We start from the raw sequence: 16,417 nt of genomic DNA, 5'->3' as shown, positions 1-16,417 counted from the left end.
GGAGGTATTTCCTTAACTTTAAGAAAAAATGACCTATGGAACTGAATAGAATCACTTTTGATCCTAATGTCATGGGAGGGAAACCTTGTGTCAGAGGAATGCGGGTAACAGTCGGAACGATTGTAGGACTCATCGCGTCTGGCAAAAGTTTCGATGAAGTGCTGGAATTTTATCCATACCTCGAGGCGGAAGATATAAGTGAAGCGCTGGCTTATGCTGCCTGGCGTGCAGATGAAATCGAAATTCCTTTCCAGGCTGCATGAAGATACTGATCGACATGAATCTGTCGCCAGTTTGGGTGAAGTACTTCGCTGAAAATGCAATGATGTCAAAGCACTGGTCTGAAATTGGCAAAGCCACCGATCCAGACAAAGTAATTTTCGAGTACGCTAAACAGAATGGCTTTGTAGTATTCACGCACGATCTTGATTTTGGTACAATTCTCGCTGCAACGAATGCCAAAGCACCCAGTGTTTTTCAAATTCGTAGTCATAACCTATTACCTGAGGCCATCGGGCCGACAGTGCTAAAATGCTTCCACGAATACGACAGCTTTTTAGGGTTGGGGTGTTTGATAACACTATTTGATCAAAAATCGAAAATCAGGCTGTTGCCACTGAATTAATTTCTCTTTGCAATATCGAACAAGAGTGTCCAGTTTCGGACACTCTTTGTTGTTTTATTGGTGATTAATTGCTTGATTTTGAGCTTATTGCTTAGGTGTTGGATGGTTGGTACAATTATTCATTCCAAAAAGTCGGAATGCAATCCAGGACCCAGCCATGATCAAAAACTATCTGAAAATTGCTTGGAGAAATGTCTTGAAAAACAAGATGTTCTCTGTTATCAACGTCTTCGGCCTTTCGGTCGGGATGACGTGTTGCATGCTCCTGCTGCTTTACATTCTGAGCGAGATTTCGTTCGATAAGCATCAGGAGCATGTCAATGAGCTTTATCTGGTACGCTCGGAGAACGTGCAGCCGAACGGGGAGAAGATGGACAATCCCCGTGCACCGGCGCCCTATGCGGCTGCATTAAAGGCCGAGTACCCCGAGGTGGTGCAGGCGACGCGCGTCTGGCAGAACTTTATGGAAGACAAGGCATTGCTGACCGTGGAGCAGCCTGGGAAAGATCCGCTCTCGTTCTACGAAACCAAAGGAACGCACGTCGATTCGACGTTTTTTGACGTTTTTACCTATCAATTCCTGCAAGGTGACAAGCGCACGGCGCTCGACGATCCGCATTCGATTGTCCTTTCCGATGTCCTTGCCCAGAAGCTTTTTGGCAGCGAACCGGCATTGAACCGCACGGTGAAAGTGGGGGGGAAGACGGGCCATAATGAGAACTTCAAGGTCACCGGCGTATTTCGCGACGAAAGCGCGCGTTCACACATAGACGCCCATTATTTTGTGTCATTCAAAGTAGGCTGGATTGGCGATTACCTTCGGCAGCCTGATCTCAATTTCACAAACAACAACATGTTTTATCACTACCTGCGCCTCAGGCCGGGTACCGATGCCGCAGCGTTTGAAGCGAAATTGCCTGCATTCATCGAAAAATATGCACGAAAGGATCTCAAAATCGCGGGATATGATAAGAAGCTGGCATTGCTCGCTGTCCGGGACATTCACCTTTTCAGCCGGATCGACCGCATTCTGTCGTCCACCACAAGTTCGACCTATTTGTACGTTCTGGCATGTATCGCCGTATTTACATTGCTGATCGCCTGCATCAATTTCATGAACCTTGCCACCGCGCGATCTGCGAAACGGGCGGCTGAGGTAGGCATGCGCAAGGTCATGGGTGCCGGCAAGGGCAGCCTCGTCGGTCAGTTTCTGGGCGAGTCGATGGTGCTAACATTTCTCGGGCTGGCGATAGCTGTGCTACTTGTAGTGCTGCTGCTGCCATTTTTTAATCAGCTGGCCGACAAATCGCTTGACGTCCATGACCTCCTGCAACCGAAAATTGTCGGTGGGTTTGTGCTGCTGGCGTTGCTTACCGGTTTGCTGGCGGGTAGTTACCCGGCGTTTTACTTGTCGGTATTTAACCCGCTGGACGTGATCAAGGGACGGTTTGTCAATTCCGTATCGGCCACTACGCTGCGCCGGGGGTTGGTAGTCTTTCAGTTTGTGATTTCGATTAGTCTGGTGGTTGCTACGATCGTCATTCAGGGGCAGATCCGGTTCATGAAGGAGCAGCCGCTCGGTTTCACCAAAGACCAGCAGATCGTGATCCCTTTCCGGAGCCAGGAAGCGCGGCAGGCTTACACGGCATTGAAAAACGAACTTTTACAAGACAGCCGGATCACAGCGGCGTCGGGCACTGCCTATTACCCTGGTATCATCAATCCGAGTGATATGTCGGTTTATTTGCCCGGACAGACGGTAAATGACGACAATCTGATCAAAACCAACTGGGTAGCACCGGATTTCATGGAAACGATGGGTTTCAAACCGATTGTAGGCCGCATGTTTTCGAAGGAGTTTCCGGCTGATACCAATTACAAAATAGTTGTCAACGAGGCCACACTCAGGAAATTTAACGTTCCACTGAACAAGGCAGTGGGCCAGAAATTCCTGTTCAACAACGGCGGGGATACGCCGGGCTCGGTTGAAGTCGTGGGTGTCGTCAAAGATTTTCACTTTCAGGATTTGCACAAAGCCATCGAGCCTTACGCCTTCTTCCTCAATATGGACCCCAGTTACAACTACCTGATCGCCCATATCGCTGGAAAAGACGCAGCTTCCGCGCTGCCATTGATAGAAAGCAAATGGAAGTCGCTCGTGCCCGATGAGCCTTTTGCCTACACATTCCTCGATGAGGATTTTCAAAAAAATTACGCCGCCGATGCGCGTACTTCCAGGCTTGTCAATGCATTTACCCTTGTTTCCATCCTGATTTCCAGCCTCGGATTGTTTGGCCTGGCTGCCTTTGCCGCTCAGCAGCGTATCAAAGAAATAGGCGTACGAAAAGTGCTTGGAGCTTCGGTGGCCAACATCGTAGGGTTGTTGTCGGGCGATTTTGTGAAACTGGTAATTGTTTCCATCGTCATAGCCACCCCGCTCACCTGGTACCTGATGAACCGTTGGTTAAACGATTTTGCCTATAAAATCAGCCTGCAATGGTGGATGTTCGCCGGGGCAGGTGCGTTGGCAGTGATCATCGCATTGCTGACAGTGAGTACCCAGGCAATTAAAGCGGCTGTTACTAATCCTGTGAAATCGTTGAAATCGGAATAGGAGAGAAAGGGAGGAAGGGGAAGAAAGGGAGGTAGGAAAAATTAAGAAGTTTACATCCCCCCTTTCCTCCATCCTCCCCTTCCTCCTTTCCTCCATATAAATAAAAGCCATGTTCAAAAACTACCTCAAAATCGCATTGCGTAACCTTTGGAAGAGCAAGGGTTACGCATTTATCAATATCGTCGGATTGGCGGTCGCTTTTTGCGTAAGTGTTTTTCTGTTTCTGACGGCTTATTTCTCGCTGTCGTACGATAGTTTTCACGCCGACAAAGACCGCATTTACGAGCCATATTTCTTCTCCAATGATCCGGAACGCGTAGATCGTACCGCTTCGATGCCGTTTCCGATCACGCCCGCATTGAAGGCCGAATATCCCGACATCGAAGCCGTTGCGCGGGTTGTCAATGGGTCGGACGTGGTGGAGTACAAAGGGAAATACCTCGACAAAAATTTCAAATTCACCGAGCCGGATTTTTTCAAGGTCTTCTCATTTCCCTTTATCCAGGGCAGCGCGCAAGCCGCTTTGCAGGACCTTAGCAATATTGTCATCACCGAACATATGGCCAAAGCCGTTTTCGGGGAGGAAGATCCGATGGGCAAGCGCATTCAGTTGGGATTAGAGGAAAGCAAGAAGGAATATGTAGTGAGCGGGGTCCTTGCGGATTTTCCTGAAAACTCATCCCTGCAATTCGACGCGTTTATACGCAGCGAAAATGTGGGCGGTTATCAACACCAAAAGGACCAGTGGGACGCATTTTCTCACAATATTTTCTTAAAACTAAAACCAGGAGTCGATAAGCTTGCATTTGAAAAGAAGCTGAAACCTTTCACGGCCAAATATTTCGCAGAAACTATCACGAAGCTTAAAAAGAAAGGTGCTAAACCAGACGAAAGGGGCGATCTCTATGCGCTCCGCCTTCAAAAACTGGAAGATGTCCACTTTAACCGGGAGATTTCCGGCGGTAAGGAAGGATCGCTGATCTACGCATTAATGGGTATCGGCCTTTTTATCCTGCTGATCGCCTGCATCAACTTCATCAACCTCAATGTCGCGCGCTCATTTATACGTGCACGCGAGGTGGGTGTACGCAAGTCGCTCGGCGCGTTGAAACAACAGCTTTTCTTCCAGATCTGGGGTGAAGCAGGTGTGATATGCTTCTTCGGCTTCCTGACGGGCGTTGTGCTGGCAGTGCTGCTTTTGCCATTGTTTAATGCGACATTCAGGTCCAAACTAACCCTGGAATACATTTTCGAGCCCGATAAGATTGCATTGCTGGTGGGACTGTTTTTGTTTGTTACCCTCGTTGCTGGCGGTTATCCGGCATTGCAGATGTCGAAATTCAATGCGGTGGAAGTTCTGAAAGGGAGGGTGTCGCTCAAAAAGCCGGGTGTATTGCGTAATTCGTTAATTGTTGCCCAATTTGCGCTGTCGAGCCTGCTGATCTGCTGCACGATCATCGCAGTGCAGCAGGTCGACCATCTACGGAAACAGCCGCTGGGCTTCCAGAAAGAGGAGGTGATCAGCATTCCCGTGGGAAGGAAGGTTAATGGCCAGACTGCGTTGCGCAGAATGCGTAACCGCCTCGCCAGCGATCCGAATATTGTAAGTATCACCGGTTCAGCCGTGAACCTGGGAATGGGCCTCGACCGAAGCACTTCGCGCAGCTCCATCGGTTTCACATTCAAAGAACGCGAAGTGGAAACCGACTGGCTGCATATCAGCTACGACTACCTCAAAACACTCAATATCAAACTGATCGACGGACGGGAGTTTAATCCCGCTTATCCGACCGACTCGATGGGAAGGGTTATCGTCACCGAAAGCATGGCCAAGGCGATTGGAGAAAAAGACCCTGTCGGCAAGTTCTTCCAGACTGATACTGCGGGCATCAAGCATCAGATCATCGGCGTAATCCCCGATTTTAACCTTTACTCTTCCAAGACGGACAAGAAGCCGATCACGATGTACCTTTCTCATACAGACGGCATAGGCTATATTTTTGTACGGGTTACGCCACAAGGTCTGGCATCGTCGATGGAGAAGTTGAAAAATATCTGGAAGGAAATTACGCCGGAATCGGAGTTTATCGGCTCATTTATCGATGAAAATACGAACGCCTGGTATAAAGAGGAAGAAAGGCTTTCACAGATTTTCAGCCTTGCATCCGCAGTTGCCGTGATATTGTCCTGCCTTGGTCTGTTCGCTGTCGCATTGATCGTCATGGAGCAACGCACGAAGGAAATCGGCGTCCGCAAAGTGCTTGGTGCGAGCATTGCCAGCCTGGTGTTCGTGTTATCGAAAGATTTTGTCAAACTGGTCCTCATTGCGATCGTGATCGCCACGCCAGCAGCCTGGTATTTCATGCAGCTTTGGCTGGATAACTATCCCTACCGCATCGAAATCAGTCCGTTGGTATTCGTAGGCGTTGGTGCCGCGGCGGTGCTCGTTGCCGTGGCAACCGTTAGCTTCCAGAGTATCAAAGCCGCGCTGATGAACCCAGTGAAGTCGCTGCGGAGTGAATAGACTAAAAATTGCCTGAATCCAATCAACCTAGCCATGATCAAAAACTATCTCACGACCTCATTCAGAAACCTTCGCCGTAACTGGAATTTTACATTGATCAACATTACCGGGCTTACTTTGAGCCTTGCGTGTTGCTTGCTTATCTTTTTTACTGTCCGGTATGAGCTGAGTTTTGACGGCCATCATGCAAATGCCGACCGTCTTTACCGCCTGCTCAATCATAGTATTGAGGATGGGGAAAAAGGTTTCAGCGCTGGTATTCAGCTTCCTGCATTGGCGGCATTACGCAACGATTTCGCCGAGATCCGCGGCCAGGTGACGTGTACATATGGCTTGCGCGAGACGTTGATCACGGTTACGCAGGGTACGGAGAAGAAGAAGTTTTCGGATCCCGGCTATAATATCGCATTCATCGGGCCCGAGTATTTCCGGATGTTCGATTACAAATGGCTGAAAGGCTCGCCCTCGCAGGCGCTTAAAAATCCTGGTTCGGTCGTTCTGACCGAGGGCCAAGCTTTGAAGTATTTCGGGAATGCCGATCCGATCGGGAAGAGCATCCGGGTAAGGAACCAGATGGATTTTGTAGTGACGGGCGTGGTCGCGGACCCTCCGGCTACTACCAACCTGCCATTTACGACCATGCTTTCATTCGCGTCATTGAAAGAGTTTGGTGCATTTACGAACTGGGACGACTGGGTTTCCACCTACGGAGGTGGACAAGTGTACCTGATGTTACCCAAAAATGTGAGCGAGGCACAATTTGAGCAGCAGCTCTTAGCATTCAATAAAAAATACCGAAAGCCGAAGGATGCTGAAAAAGTGAAGTTTGTTCTGCAACCGGTTAAGGATATCCATTTTGCTACGAAAACAGGCAATTACACCAATCGCTCGATCAGTAAGGGAATGATCTGGGCCATGTCGCTCGTCGGGATATTTATCCTGATCACCGCTTGTGTGAATTTTGTAAACCTTGCCACCGCGCAGGCATTGCGACGCTCACGCGAGGTGGGCGTGCGGAAGGTGCTGGGCAGTACCCGCGGACAGCTGTTGCGCCAGTATTTCTCGGAAACCGGGATTATTACGGTATTTTCGGTAATCCTTGCGTTGGTTTCTGCGCAGCTGCTGTTGCCTTACATTGCCAATATTCTCAATATCGAGACGCGGGATGTGGTGTTTTTCCAGGACCCTTCCATCTTGCTGTGCTGTGTGATACTGGCTGTTGCTACCACTTTCCTGGCTGGGTTTTATCCTGCATTGGTTGTTTCAGGCTATCAGCCGATTTTAGCACTGAAAGGGAAAATGAGTACTGCCGGAGGGGGGCAATCCAATTTGCGCAAAGGCCTTATCGTACTGCAATTCTCGATTTCGCAGGTGATCCTCATCGGTACACTGATCGCTTACAGTCAGATGAAGTATTTTAGTACGCTCGACCTGGGTTTTGAGAAGGACGAGATTGTGACGATCGCCATCCCCGACCAACCGGAGGGTAAGCTCGAAGCATTGCGGGAACAGGTTAGTGCGATACCGGGCGTGAAATCCATTGCTTACAGTGCGTTTACACCGATGTCGAGAAGTAACTGGCAAACCGGGTTTAGATATGAAAATGACGCCGAGGACCTCGATTTTACCGTCGTAATGCGTCCGGCCGACACGGCATACTTCAACACTTACGGGCTGAAAATGGCTGCGGGAAGAATGTATTTGTCGGCGGACACGATCCGGGAATATGTCGTGAACGAGGCATTTGCCCAAAAACTAGGCTTTAAAAAACCGGAAGACATTATCGGTAAGCGGCTGACGATCGGCGGGGGAGATGCGAAGCTTCCGGTAGTAGGTGTCGTTAAAAACTTCAATACCTACACACTTCACCAGGAGATTATTCCGTGCGTGATGACCACCATGCGTGACAATTACCGGACATTAAGCGTCAAACTGGATAAGAATGCCGGGCTGGAACAGATTGACCGGATCGAAAAGGTATGGACGGAGGCTTTTCCCGATTATTTGTTTAAATACACATTCTACGATCAGACGCTGGATAGCTTTTACGAGAAGGAAGCCAAGTTCTTTTCGCTCTTTAAAATCCTGAGTTTCATCGCGATTTTTATCGGGTGTCTGGGCTTGTATGGCGTGGTAGCCTTCATGGCCGAATCGCGCACGAAGGAAATGGGCATCCGTAAAGCCATCGGCGCCTCCGCGATGAATATTTTCGGGCTGTTTTCAATCGATTTTATCAAACTGGTAGTGATTGCGCTGGTGATTGCGTCGCCTATTGCCTGGTATTTCATGAATGAATGGTTGCAGGATTTTAGCTATAAAGTGCATATCAGCTGGTGGCTTTTCGCGGTGGCGGGCGTCGCGGCGGTGTTGATCGCGTTGGCTACTATCAGCTTCCAGAGCGTCAAGGCTGCGATGACGAACCCGGTGAAGGCATTAAGAAGTGAATAATCAGACGATCGCAGATGCAACCGGCGCACAGCTTTTTACATCTTTCGCGAAACACATTCCAAACGCTCATTCTATCTGCCTCCGGCCATGATCAAGAATTATCTGTTAATCGCACTCCGTAATCTTCGTAAAAACAAAGTTTATTCCCTGATTAACATTGTCGGACTGGCGGTAGGTATTGCCGTCACAATGCTGATCGGACTGTGGGTGTGGGATGAATTGTCCTACAACAAATACCACAAAAACTACGACCGCGTGGTACAGGCCTGGATCAATCAGACATTCAATGGCCAAACCGGAACCAGTACTGCGGTTTCTATACCGTCTGTGACGGAAATGGCGACCAAGTATCCGGCAGATTTCAAACACACTGCGCTGGCCTCCTGGAACTTCGGGCATTTGCTGGCTAACGGCAATAAGAAGATCAACAAGACTGGCATGTGGGCGCAGCCGTCCCTTCCGGAAATGCTGGGCCTGAAAATGATCCGGGGCGATTACAGTGCACTGAAGAATCCCGGGTCGGTGGTGATTTGCGAGTCGCTGGCGAAAGCGCTTTTCGGAGACGCAGATGCTCTGAACAAAACACTCAAACTCGACATCAAGAAGGATGTGAAAGTGACGGGTGTTTATGAGGATATTCCCTTCAATTCTAGTTTCAATGAGCTGTACCTGATCCTGCCCTGGAACGACTACCTGCAAGCCGAGGGCTGGGTGAAGGAATCACAAACGCAATGGGGTAACCACTCATTCCAATGGTTCGCACAGGTGGCCGATCATGCAGAGATCGCAACGGTTTCCCGCAAAATCAGGGACGTGGAAATGCCGCACGCATTCTCCAAAACCGACAAGCCGCAATATTTGCTGCACCCGATGAGCCGCTGGCACCTGTATTCCGATTTCAAAGACGGGCAGAATGTCGGCGGGCGCATTCAGTTTGTTTGGCTTTTCGGCATTATCGGCGCATTTGTACTGCTTTTGGCATGTATCAATTTTATGAACCTGAGCACGGCACGGTCGGAAAAGCGGGCCAAGGAAGTGGGCATTCGTAAGTCGATCGGTTCGCTTAAAAGCCAGTTGGTATTACAGTTTTTGAGCGAATCGTTCCTGGTGGTCATGTTTGCGTTGGTACTGGCGATCCTTATCGTGCTCATTTCGCTGCCGGCATTCAACGACCTCGCGGGTAAGCACGTGAAATTCCCGTTCTTCGACTGGCAGTTCTGGCTGGGGCTGATCGTTTTCGCATTGTTCACAGGCCTGGTGGCGGGCAGTTACCCGGCATTTTATCTGTCGTCGTTTAACCCCTTATCGGTTTTGAAGGGTACATTCAAGGTAGGGAAATACTCGGGAGTGCCCCGGAAAGTGATGGTGGTGTTACAGTTCACGGTGTCCATCACCCTCATCATCGGCACGATTATAGTCTTTCAGCAGATCCAGCATGCCAAAAACCGCCCGGTTGGTTATGACCGTCAGGGGCTTTTGCAAATTAATATTTCACCTAATTTGTGGGGTAAATATCATCCGCTGCGCGATGATCTGCTCAAAACCGGAAGTGTGTACGAAATGAGTGAATCGTCGAGTCCTACAACGGGTATTTATTCCAACCAGATCGGCTTCGAATGGGAGGGGCTGGAAGCTGGCTCTGTTCCGCTGTTCGGGACCATCGCCTGTACACACGATTTTGGCAAAACAATAGGCTGGAAAATCATCGACGGCCGCGACTTTTCTAGGGATTTCTCGACCGATACGGCAGGGTTTGTACTGAACGAATCGGCCGTGAAGCTCACGGGTCTGAAAAATATCATAGGTAAAACGATACGCTACAACGGCAAGCCGCGGCAGGTTGTGGGTGTGATTAAGGATATGGTGATGCAATCGCCCTACGAGCCGGCGGTGCCGACCATTTTTATGCTGAATTACGATTGGGCCAACCTGATCAACGTCAAACTTACACCCGGCGCACCGGTAGATAAGGCCTTGAAGAAGGTAGAAGCTGTTTTCCGTAAACATGATCCGGATTCGCCATTCGAATTCAAGTTTGCCGATGAGGAATATGATGCCAAATTCAGGGCCGAGGAACGGATAGGGAAACTGGCACGGGTATTTGCGGTGCTGGCGGTCTTCATTTCCTGTCTTGGCCTGTTTGGATTGGCAGCCTATACGGCCGAGCAACGTACCAAAGAGATCGGCATTCGCAAAGCGTTGGGCGCCAGCGTCGCGCAGATGTGGGCGATGCTATCCATAGAGTTTGTGTATCTGGTCATCATCTCCTGTGTCATCGCCTCACCCATCGCGCTCTATTTTCTGCACGACTGGTTGAAAAAATACGAATACCACATCCAACTCAGCTGGGTCGTGTTCGTCGTCGCTGCCTTTCTAGCCGTTGCCATTACCTTGCTGACGGTCAGTTTTCAGGCGATCAAGGCGGCGCTGATGAATCCGGTGAAGTCTTTGAGGAGTGAATGATTTATTCTACCAGAGCACTTTTGCTGCCGGGTACAGCGAGAACTTCGGATCATTTGAAATGATATTGAAGCCTTCATGCAAAGCAGTTGCAATTATTAAACGGTCGAACGGATCGCGGTGTTCGTGGATGAATGGTAGACTTTGGTAAGCTTTCAGCTGTGGTGCATTTATATCTATGGTCAATATACCGTTTTTCGAAGCTTGTGTAAAAGCTATATCGATAGGGTCCGCCAGCGAAAGTTTTCCGATTTTCGCCTTGATTGACATTTCAAACCAACTGATGGCATGTACATAAACGTCATTGCCTAAATCTTCCATGAGAGATTTGGCCTTCCGTGAGAGTCTGGGGCTGTCTTCAAGAAACCAAATGAGAGAGTGTGTGTCTAGTAATACTTTCATCTACATATATTCTTTCAAATCGTCCAGTGGTTCGTTGAAATCATCTGACATGTGAATTCTTCCCTTTAGTGCTCCCGCCTGACGTTTTTTAAGCGGGCTTGCCACTTTTTCCGGGAATGTAACTGTGACTTCCGTGCGCGACTGTACAGGTGGCGTTCCTATGGGCGTCACCTTGCCGTTTTCATAAATCCCTTTAATTGTAGTTAACATTTCTTTTATGGTTGACCTTATCCAAATTTAAAAACAAAAGAAAATTTTAGCAATTCTATCCAGCCAGCGGCAACCCCATTCGTCGATGAAAACCCCGCTGCCATCTACTACCAGTGACATTTCGCAGATTGCGTTTCCAGCGCGTTAAACTTGGAGGTTAAATGTGCCTCTAAAAGACATAAACAAACAATTTAAATACTGGAAACCATGAAGAAGATCATTTTCGCCATCGCCGCAATAGTTACCCTGACAGCCGGAAATTCTTTCGCTCAGCGATATAACAGACCCAATCCGGCCGTGATCGACGCCCGCGCCGACAATGCTAACGAGGAGTTCAAGATCAACAAGCTGGACGAGATCGTGAAGCTGAGCCGCAAGCAGGAAAACCAGATCAAAAAGATCGAAAACAGATATGATCGTTTGGCCGGCAGAAACCAGAGATACCATACCTATCAGGGCATGAAGAGACTGGAAGAGGAGAAGCAAAAGGAAATCCTGGCCGTTCTGACGCCCGCGCAACGCCAGCGTCTGTTCGCCTATCAGCACCGTTTTGAAAACCGTTACAACCGCAGAGGATAACCGGTTGAAAAGGCAGCCATGAACAAACGGCCAGGTCTCAGGACCTGGCCGTTTTATTGAATAACACCCATTTATTCCGCAGGAAATAGTCGAGCAATATCAGGCACGATAGCCCGATGATCGTAAGCATCACCGGTTGCGGAATGGTGGAGAATTTCTGGTTGAAAACCTGATTGGATATCGTCAATCCATTCAATTTGTCGGAAAAAGCAGATTGCGGCTCATTGACGGGCAGGAAGAAACACGCGACGATCAACGCTGCCCAGGCGGCTGCTACCCAGTACCAGGTCCGGCGGGAAATGACTGGTTTCTGCACGGCGACTTTGGCGCTGGGCTGGATTTGTGCCATCACCTTACTGCTGAATGCCTTGGGAGCGAAGTCCACAGCATTTTGGTGCACCAGGGCATGAAACGCTGCTTCCTCGCGCACGTGTTGCATGACCACCCGCGTGAATGCATCCGAAGGCGTATCGGCCCCGGTTTCCCGGATCAGGTTTTTGAAATGCCCTTCCTGTTTGTCGTCTATCGGCTCCATAATTCCCGCATTATAACAAAAACTGCAATTCTTTGCCCAGTACTTTTCTGGCCCTGAACAGTTTTACTTTGATATTACTGTTCGAAAGGCCGGTTATCTGTTCGATTTCCTCGATAGGGCTTTCATTCAGGTAGTATAAGGTGATGATCAACGCTTCCATTTTGGGCAGGCGGTTGATGGCCTCCTTTACAAACTGCTCGCGCTCGCGAGCCTGCAAGCCTTCGAGCGGCGGCGGGCTGTGTTCGTAATGGTAATTTTCTTCAAATTCATCGTCGATACTTTGCAAAGCGAGCCGCGGCTGCTGCAATTTCGAAACGGCCGTTCGGTAAACGATGGTATAAAGCCATGTCGAAAACTTGGATTTGCCTTCGAAGCTGCCGATTTGCATATAAGCTTTCACAAAACTCTCCTGTGCCGCGTCCTCTGCGTCCTGCGCATTCGACAGGATCTTCATCGCAATGGTAAATGCCATGTTTTTATACTTCTCGACCAGATAAGTATACGAAGCCAGGTTACCCTGTTTTACGTTTTCAATATGGACCCGGTCGTCGTGGTTTTTCATGCATTCAATGGCTCGCCTACTCATTAGACTGCATAGCGGGCAAGCCGGTTACAATATTGAGGCTATATTTTTTTTGAATTTTTTTTGACAAAACTGTAACCGGAAATGCCGCCCCGCTGTCCAATGGGTAACATTCGAAATTTAAATATCTTTTAGTCATGAACGGTGTACTTGTTTCTGTTGCAGCTTTTCTGGGCATTTTCGGGATTGTATATGTATTCCTGATGACGCGCCACCGCGAACGTATAGCGTTAATCGAGAAGGGCGCCGACGCGTCCATATTTACGGATAAGAACCAGGCGTACTACCCCACACTGAAATTTGGTATGCTCTTCGTAGGTATCGCACTTGGGATTCTAATGGGCAACTGGCTGGACAATACCTATGATTTCAGCAAAGGGGTGGCTTATATGGCTATGGTGTTTCTCTTTGGAGGCACTAGTCTTATTCTCAATTTTCTTGTCGAAAGGCTTCTGAACAAACCCCGATCTATCGAATAGCCTTCCGTGTACTACCGGTCAACCGCGCTATTTAGCCGTTCATCACTTTGTGTTAAAAATCAGGCCTAGTACCTTGCATCACAAAGTACCTTCCAATACATTTGTTGTATCAAATTTAGGTTAGTCTGCATTAGTATATCAATAGAATATTTATATTTAATTTATTGATATATTAATCAATGTCTGAAAGAGCCCAAAATCTCTTATCGGAATTCCTTTGCCCATTCAAAAATTTATTAGCCATGAAATCTTTTTCCATGAAAACATTATTCCAATTACTCATGTCCGTCCTGATCCCGGGGCTGATCTGCTGCCAGGATTCATTCGCGCAAGACGCTCCTAAGGGACCAACTATCAAAGGCATTGTGGCCGACTCTGCTACCGGCAAGGTGTTGGATTTCATCACCGTTAACCTCATGAAAGACAAAAATACCGCCTTGAAAGCCGATTTCTCTAAGGCCGACGGGTCGTTCGCTTTCCAAAATCTGAAACCCATGAAATATGCGCTAGTGCTGGTTGGAGTAGGTTACAAGAGCAAGACTGTCGACGTCGATTTGACGGACAGCACACGTCAGCATGTCGATTTGGGCAATATTACAATTAGTCAGCAGGTGGTAGGGCTTAAAGAAGTGACGGTTACCGCCTTGAAACCGATCGTCAAACAGGAGGTCGACAGGATCAGCTACGACCTCGAAGCCGATCCCGAAAGCAAGGTTTACAGCGTGCTCGAAATGATGCGGAAAGTGCCGTACCTGTCGCTGGACGCCGAGGATAATATTGCTCTCAAAGGCAATACCGATTTCAAGATCCTGATCAACGGCAAACCGTCGAGTATGGTTGAGCGGAGTTATAAGGATGTGCTGCGTAGCATGCCGGCATCGTCTATCGTGCGCATCGAGGTGATCACGACGCCCCCTGCGAAATATGATGCGGAAGGCCTGGCGGGGATTATCAACATCATTACCAACAAGAAAATCGATAATGGGTATAATGGTACTATCAATGTCAGTGAACGCTTCCCAACGGGTGGACCGGGAGTCGGTGGCTCGCTCTCGGCCCAGCTAGGGAAGATCGGAATGTCGCTGAATGCGGGTTTAAATCAATATAAAAACCCGTCGACTCAAACGGTGTCTAACCGCACAACGACCGGTACTAGTCCTACGGAGCTCGACCAGCGCGGCTGGAACGGGAATAACAACAAGAATGGCTACATCGGTTATGAAATCACCTACGAAGTTGATACACTGAACTTGCTGAGCGCGCAACTGAATGTGAATGGCGGCAGGAACCGCTCGAATGGGTATCAATCGTCGCTGCTGAATGCCGGCGTTGAAATCCTGGAACGATACAATGTGACCAACGACAATTCCGACCGCGGCAACGGACGTGACGCGGCAGTAAATTACCAGAAGGGTTTCAAAGCGGATAAAAACCGTCTGCTGACTTTCTCTTACCGGTATTATGGCTACGACAACAAGCAAAACGGCAACCTCCAAATCTCCGATCGCATCAACTACGACCGTCCCGATTACCGGCAGATTAACGACCAGAGCTTTTCGGAGCAGACATTCCAGGTGGATCTGGTATATCCGGTCAAAAAACTGAATATTGAAGCCGGTTTGAAGGGTATCATGCGGGACAACAAAAGTGATTTTAAATACCTGGTATTCAATCCTGAAACAAAATCTTACGAGGTCGATGGTGGGATGAGCAATATGTACAAGAACCAACAAAATGTGTTCGGTGCTTACAATACATATCAATACAATTTCAAGAACTGGGGCGTGAAGGCGGGTGCACGCGTGGAGCAGACGATCATCGATGCCGATTTTATCTCCACCGATTCAAAAGTGAAGCAAAACTATTTCAATCTTATTCCGTCGGTATCGATCAACCGGAAGCTGAAAAACAATGCGGGAATCAACTTTGGCTATACCCAGCGCATTCAACGACCGGGTATCTGGCAACTCAATCCGTTCGTCGACCGGTCGAACCCGAGCTATGAGCGGACTGGTAACCCCGATCTCCGGCCGGCCTATGTGAATGATTTGCAATTGAGCTACAATAAGGCAAAAAAAGGAAATATCAATTTCGGCGTAGGTTATACGCATTTTAAAGACCTGATTTTTCCGATCGCGGTTTACAACGCGGAGACGCAGATCACGCGCACCTCTTACGGCAATACCGGCCGCGCACGGCTCATCAGCGGTAACCTGAATGCGAACTACCCTTTCACGAAAAAATGGAATTTCAGTACCAATCTCCGCATTGCACACGGCAAGGTAACCGGCATTGTGAACGGTGTCGAGATCACCAACAGCGGGGTTATGTACCAGTTTTCGCTTTCGACGGGCTACAAGCTGCCTAAGGACTGGCGTGTGAATGCGAACTTCAACGCGAACGGCCCGGGCGTGAACCTGCAAGGCACCACGAATTCGATTCAAAGTACCTCATTCAGCGTGAATAAGGATGTGATTAAGGACAAACTATCGCTTTCGGCTGCTGTAAGCAATCCGTTTACGAAATTCAGAAGGTTCCACAACGAGACATTCGGCCCGGATTTCGACCAGTACACCGACCGCTGGAATTACTTTCGGTCATTCAATTTCAGCCTGAACTACAAGTTTGGAAAACTAAAAGACGGTATTAAAAAGAATAAGAGAGGTATTCGCAACGACGACGTGCAGAATGGCGGCAACTAAAAGCAAATGCCGGGCCGAACAGCCCGGCATTTTTTAATCTGCCAGATATTGATGAGCGGGGATGACATGGACTTTCATGCCGTCCAGAAGTAGTAGATTTTTGCGCCCGGCAATGCTCGCTATGGTAGCTTTTAGGATCATCGTTCGGTTCTATGATTCAAAAATATAATGCTGTATTTTGATATCAGACAAAAGTATCCATTACTCATATACACTTTTATTTGATATAAACAGATTGAAATGTAGTGTCCGGTTT

General features: G+C 48.6%; 13 protein-coding genes. 9 read left to right on the top strand and 4 right to left on the bottom strand.

Going from position 1 to position 16,417, the window contains the following annotated elements; all coding sequences use genetic code 11:
- Positions 1-35 precede the first annotated feature (35 nt).
- The 6 genes from IEY24_RS16535 to IEY24_RS16510 all read left to right on the top strand — a co-directional run bounded on the left by IEY24_RS16535 (position 36) and on the right by IEY24_RS16510 (position 10,674).
- The gene (locus tag IEY24_RS16535) at positions 36-263 is read left to right on the top strand and encodes a DUF433 domain-containing protein (protein ID WP_188934011.1); all 228 of its coding nucleotides are present in this window, start codon (positions 36-38) and stop codon (positions 261-263) included.
- The gene (locus tag IEY24_RS16530) at positions 260-625 is read left to right on the top strand and encodes a DUF5615 family PIN-like protein (protein ID WP_188934010.1); all 366 of its coding nucleotides are present in this window, start codon (positions 260-262) and stop codon (positions 623-625) included. The genes IEY24_RS16535 and IEY24_RS16530 overlap by 4 nt, the downstream gene beginning before the upstream one ends.
- A 157-nt stretch (positions 626-782) precedes the next feature.
- Positions 783-3,239, top strand: coding sequence for an ABC transporter permease (locus IEY24_RS16525; protein WP_188934008.1), 2,457 nt, complete (start codon positions 783-785; stop codon positions 3,237-3,239).
- A gap of 109 nt (positions 3,240-3,348) precedes the next feature.
- Positions 3,349-5,763: an ABC transporter permease gene (locus tag IEY24_RS16520; RefSeq protein WP_188934006.1), complete on the top strand. Its 2,415-nt coding sequence runs from the start codon at positions 3,349-3,351 to the stop codon at positions 5,761-5,763.
- A 33-nt stretch (positions 5,764-5,796) separates the two neighbouring features.
- Positions 5,797-8,211: an ABC transporter permease gene (locus IEY24_RS16515; protein WP_188934003.1), complete on the top strand. Its 2,415-nt coding sequence runs from the start codon at positions 5,797-5,799 to the stop codon at positions 8,209-8,211.
- Between the two features lie 87 nt (positions 8,212-8,298).
- Positions 8,299-10,674, top strand: coding sequence for an ABC transporter permease (locus IEY24_RS16510; protein WP_188934001.1), 2,376 nt, complete (start codon positions 8,299-8,301; stop codon positions 10,672-10,674).
- Positions 10,675-10,680: 6 nt separating this feature from the next.
- Here IEY24_RS16510 and IEY24_RS16505 read toward each other — a convergent pair whose 3' ends face one another.
- On the bottom strand, positions 10,681-11,073 hold the full coding sequence (locus IEY24_RS16505; protein ID WP_188933999.1) for a type II toxin-antitoxin system VapC family toxin: 393 nt from the start codon (positions 11,071-11,073) through the stop codon (positions 10,681-10,683).
- Positions 11,074-11,283: a DUF2281 domain-containing protein gene (locus IEY24_RS16500; RefSeq protein WP_188933997.1), complete on the bottom strand. Its 210-nt coding sequence runs from the start codon at positions 11,281-11,283 to the stop codon at positions 11,074-11,076. It lies immediately after the preceding gene.
- A gap of 207 nt (positions 11,284-11,490) precedes the next feature.
- Between IEY24_RS16500 and IEY24_RS16495 the strand changes: the two genes are divergently transcribed.
- Positions 11,491-11,862, top strand: coding sequence for a hypothetical protein (locus tag IEY24_RS16495; RefSeq protein WP_188933995.1), 372 nt, complete (start codon positions 11,491-11,493; stop codon positions 11,860-11,862).
- 37 nt (positions 11,863-11,899) lie between these two features.
- Here IEY24_RS16495 and IEY24_RS16490 read toward each other — a convergent pair whose 3' ends face one another.
- A complete protein-coding gene (locus IEY24_RS16490; RefSeq protein ID WP_188933993.1) occupies positions 11,900-12,397 on the bottom strand; it encodes a hypothetical protein in 498 nt (165 codons plus the stop codon).
- A gap of 10 nt (positions 12,398-12,407) precedes the next feature.
- Positions 12,408-12,959: an RNA polymerase sigma factor gene (locus IEY24_RS16485; RefSeq protein ID WP_188933991.1), complete on the bottom strand. Its 552-nt coding sequence runs from the start codon at positions 12,957-12,959 to the stop codon at positions 12,408-12,410.
- A gap of 158 nt (positions 12,960-13,117) precedes the next feature.
- Here IEY24_RS16485 and IEY24_RS16480 point away from each other — a divergent pair, with 158 nt between their 5' ends.
- Together IEY24_RS16480 and IEY24_RS16475 are read left to right on the top strand one after the other, a co-directional pair.
- Entirely contained in the window at positions 13,118-13,459 is a 342-nt protein-coding gene (locus IEY24_RS16480) for a DUF6249 domain-containing protein (RefSeq protein WP_188933989.1), read from the top strand.
- 257 nt (positions 13,460-13,716) lie between these two features.
- On the top strand, positions 13,717-16,161 hold the full coding sequence (locus IEY24_RS16475; RefSeq protein ID WP_229222448.1) for an outer membrane beta-barrel family protein: 2,445 nt from the start codon (positions 13,717-13,719) through the stop codon (positions 16,159-16,161).
- Positions 16,162-16,417: the final 256 nt, after the last annotated feature.

Origin of the sequence: Dyadobacter endophyticus (assembly GCF_014641595.1) — a bacterium.
Classification (GTDB): Bacteria; Bacteroidota; Bacteroidia; order Cytophagales; family Spirosomataceae; genus Dyadobacter; species Dyadobacter endophyticus.
The sequence above is the reverse complement of the archived record's forward strand: the minus strand, read 5'-3'. Positions and strand labels throughout refer to the sequence as shown.

Coding starts and splice junctions, on each gene's coding strand:
- IEY24_RS16495 (WP_188933995.1), top strand. CDS start 11,491: ATGAAGAAGATCATTTTCGCCATCGCCGCAATAGTTACCCTGACAGCC.
- IEY24_RS16505 (WP_188933999.1), bottom strand. CDS start 11,073: ATGAAAGTATTACTAGACACACACTCTCTCATTTGGTTTCTTGAAGAC.
- IEY24_RS16475 (WP_229222448.1), top strand. CDS start 13,717: ATGAAAACATTATTCCAATTACTCATGTCCGTCCTGATCCCGGGGCTG.
- IEY24_RS16480 (WP_188933989.1), top strand. CDS start 13,118: ATGAACGGTGTACTTGTTTCTGTTGCAGCTTTTCTGGGCATTTTCGGG.
- IEY24_RS16510 (WP_188934001.1), top strand. CDS start 8,299: ATGATCAAGAATTATCTGTTAATCGCACTCCGTAATCTTCGTAAAAAC.
- IEY24_RS16485 (WP_188933991.1), bottom strand. CDS start 12,959: ATGAAAAACCACGACGACCGGGTCCATATTGAAAACGTAAAACAGGGT.
- IEY24_RS16500 (WP_188933997.1), bottom strand. CDS start 11,283: ATGTTAACTACAATTAAAGGGATTTATGAAAACGGCAAGGTGACGCCC.
- IEY24_RS16520 (WP_188934006.1), top strand. CDS start 3,349: ATGTTCAAAAACTACCTCAAAATCGCATTGCGTAACCTTTGGAAGAGC.
- IEY24_RS16535 (WP_188934011.1), top strand. CDS start 36: ATGGAACTGAATAGAATCACTTTTGATCCTAATGTCATGGGAGGGAAA.
- IEY24_RS16515 (WP_188934003.1), top strand. CDS start 5,797: ATGATCAAAAACTATCTCACGACCTCATTCAGAAACCTTCGCCGTAAC.
- IEY24_RS16525 (WP_188934008.1), top strand. CDS start 783: ATGATCAAAAACTATCTGAAAATTGCTTGGAGAAATGTCTTGAAAAAC.
- IEY24_RS16530 (WP_188934010.1), top strand. CDS start 260: ATGAAGATACTGATCGACATGAATCTGTCGCCAGTTTGGGTGAAGTAC.
- IEY24_RS16490 (WP_188933993.1), bottom strand. CDS start 12,397: ATGGAGCCGATAGACGACAAACAGGAAGGGCATTTCAAAAACCTGATC.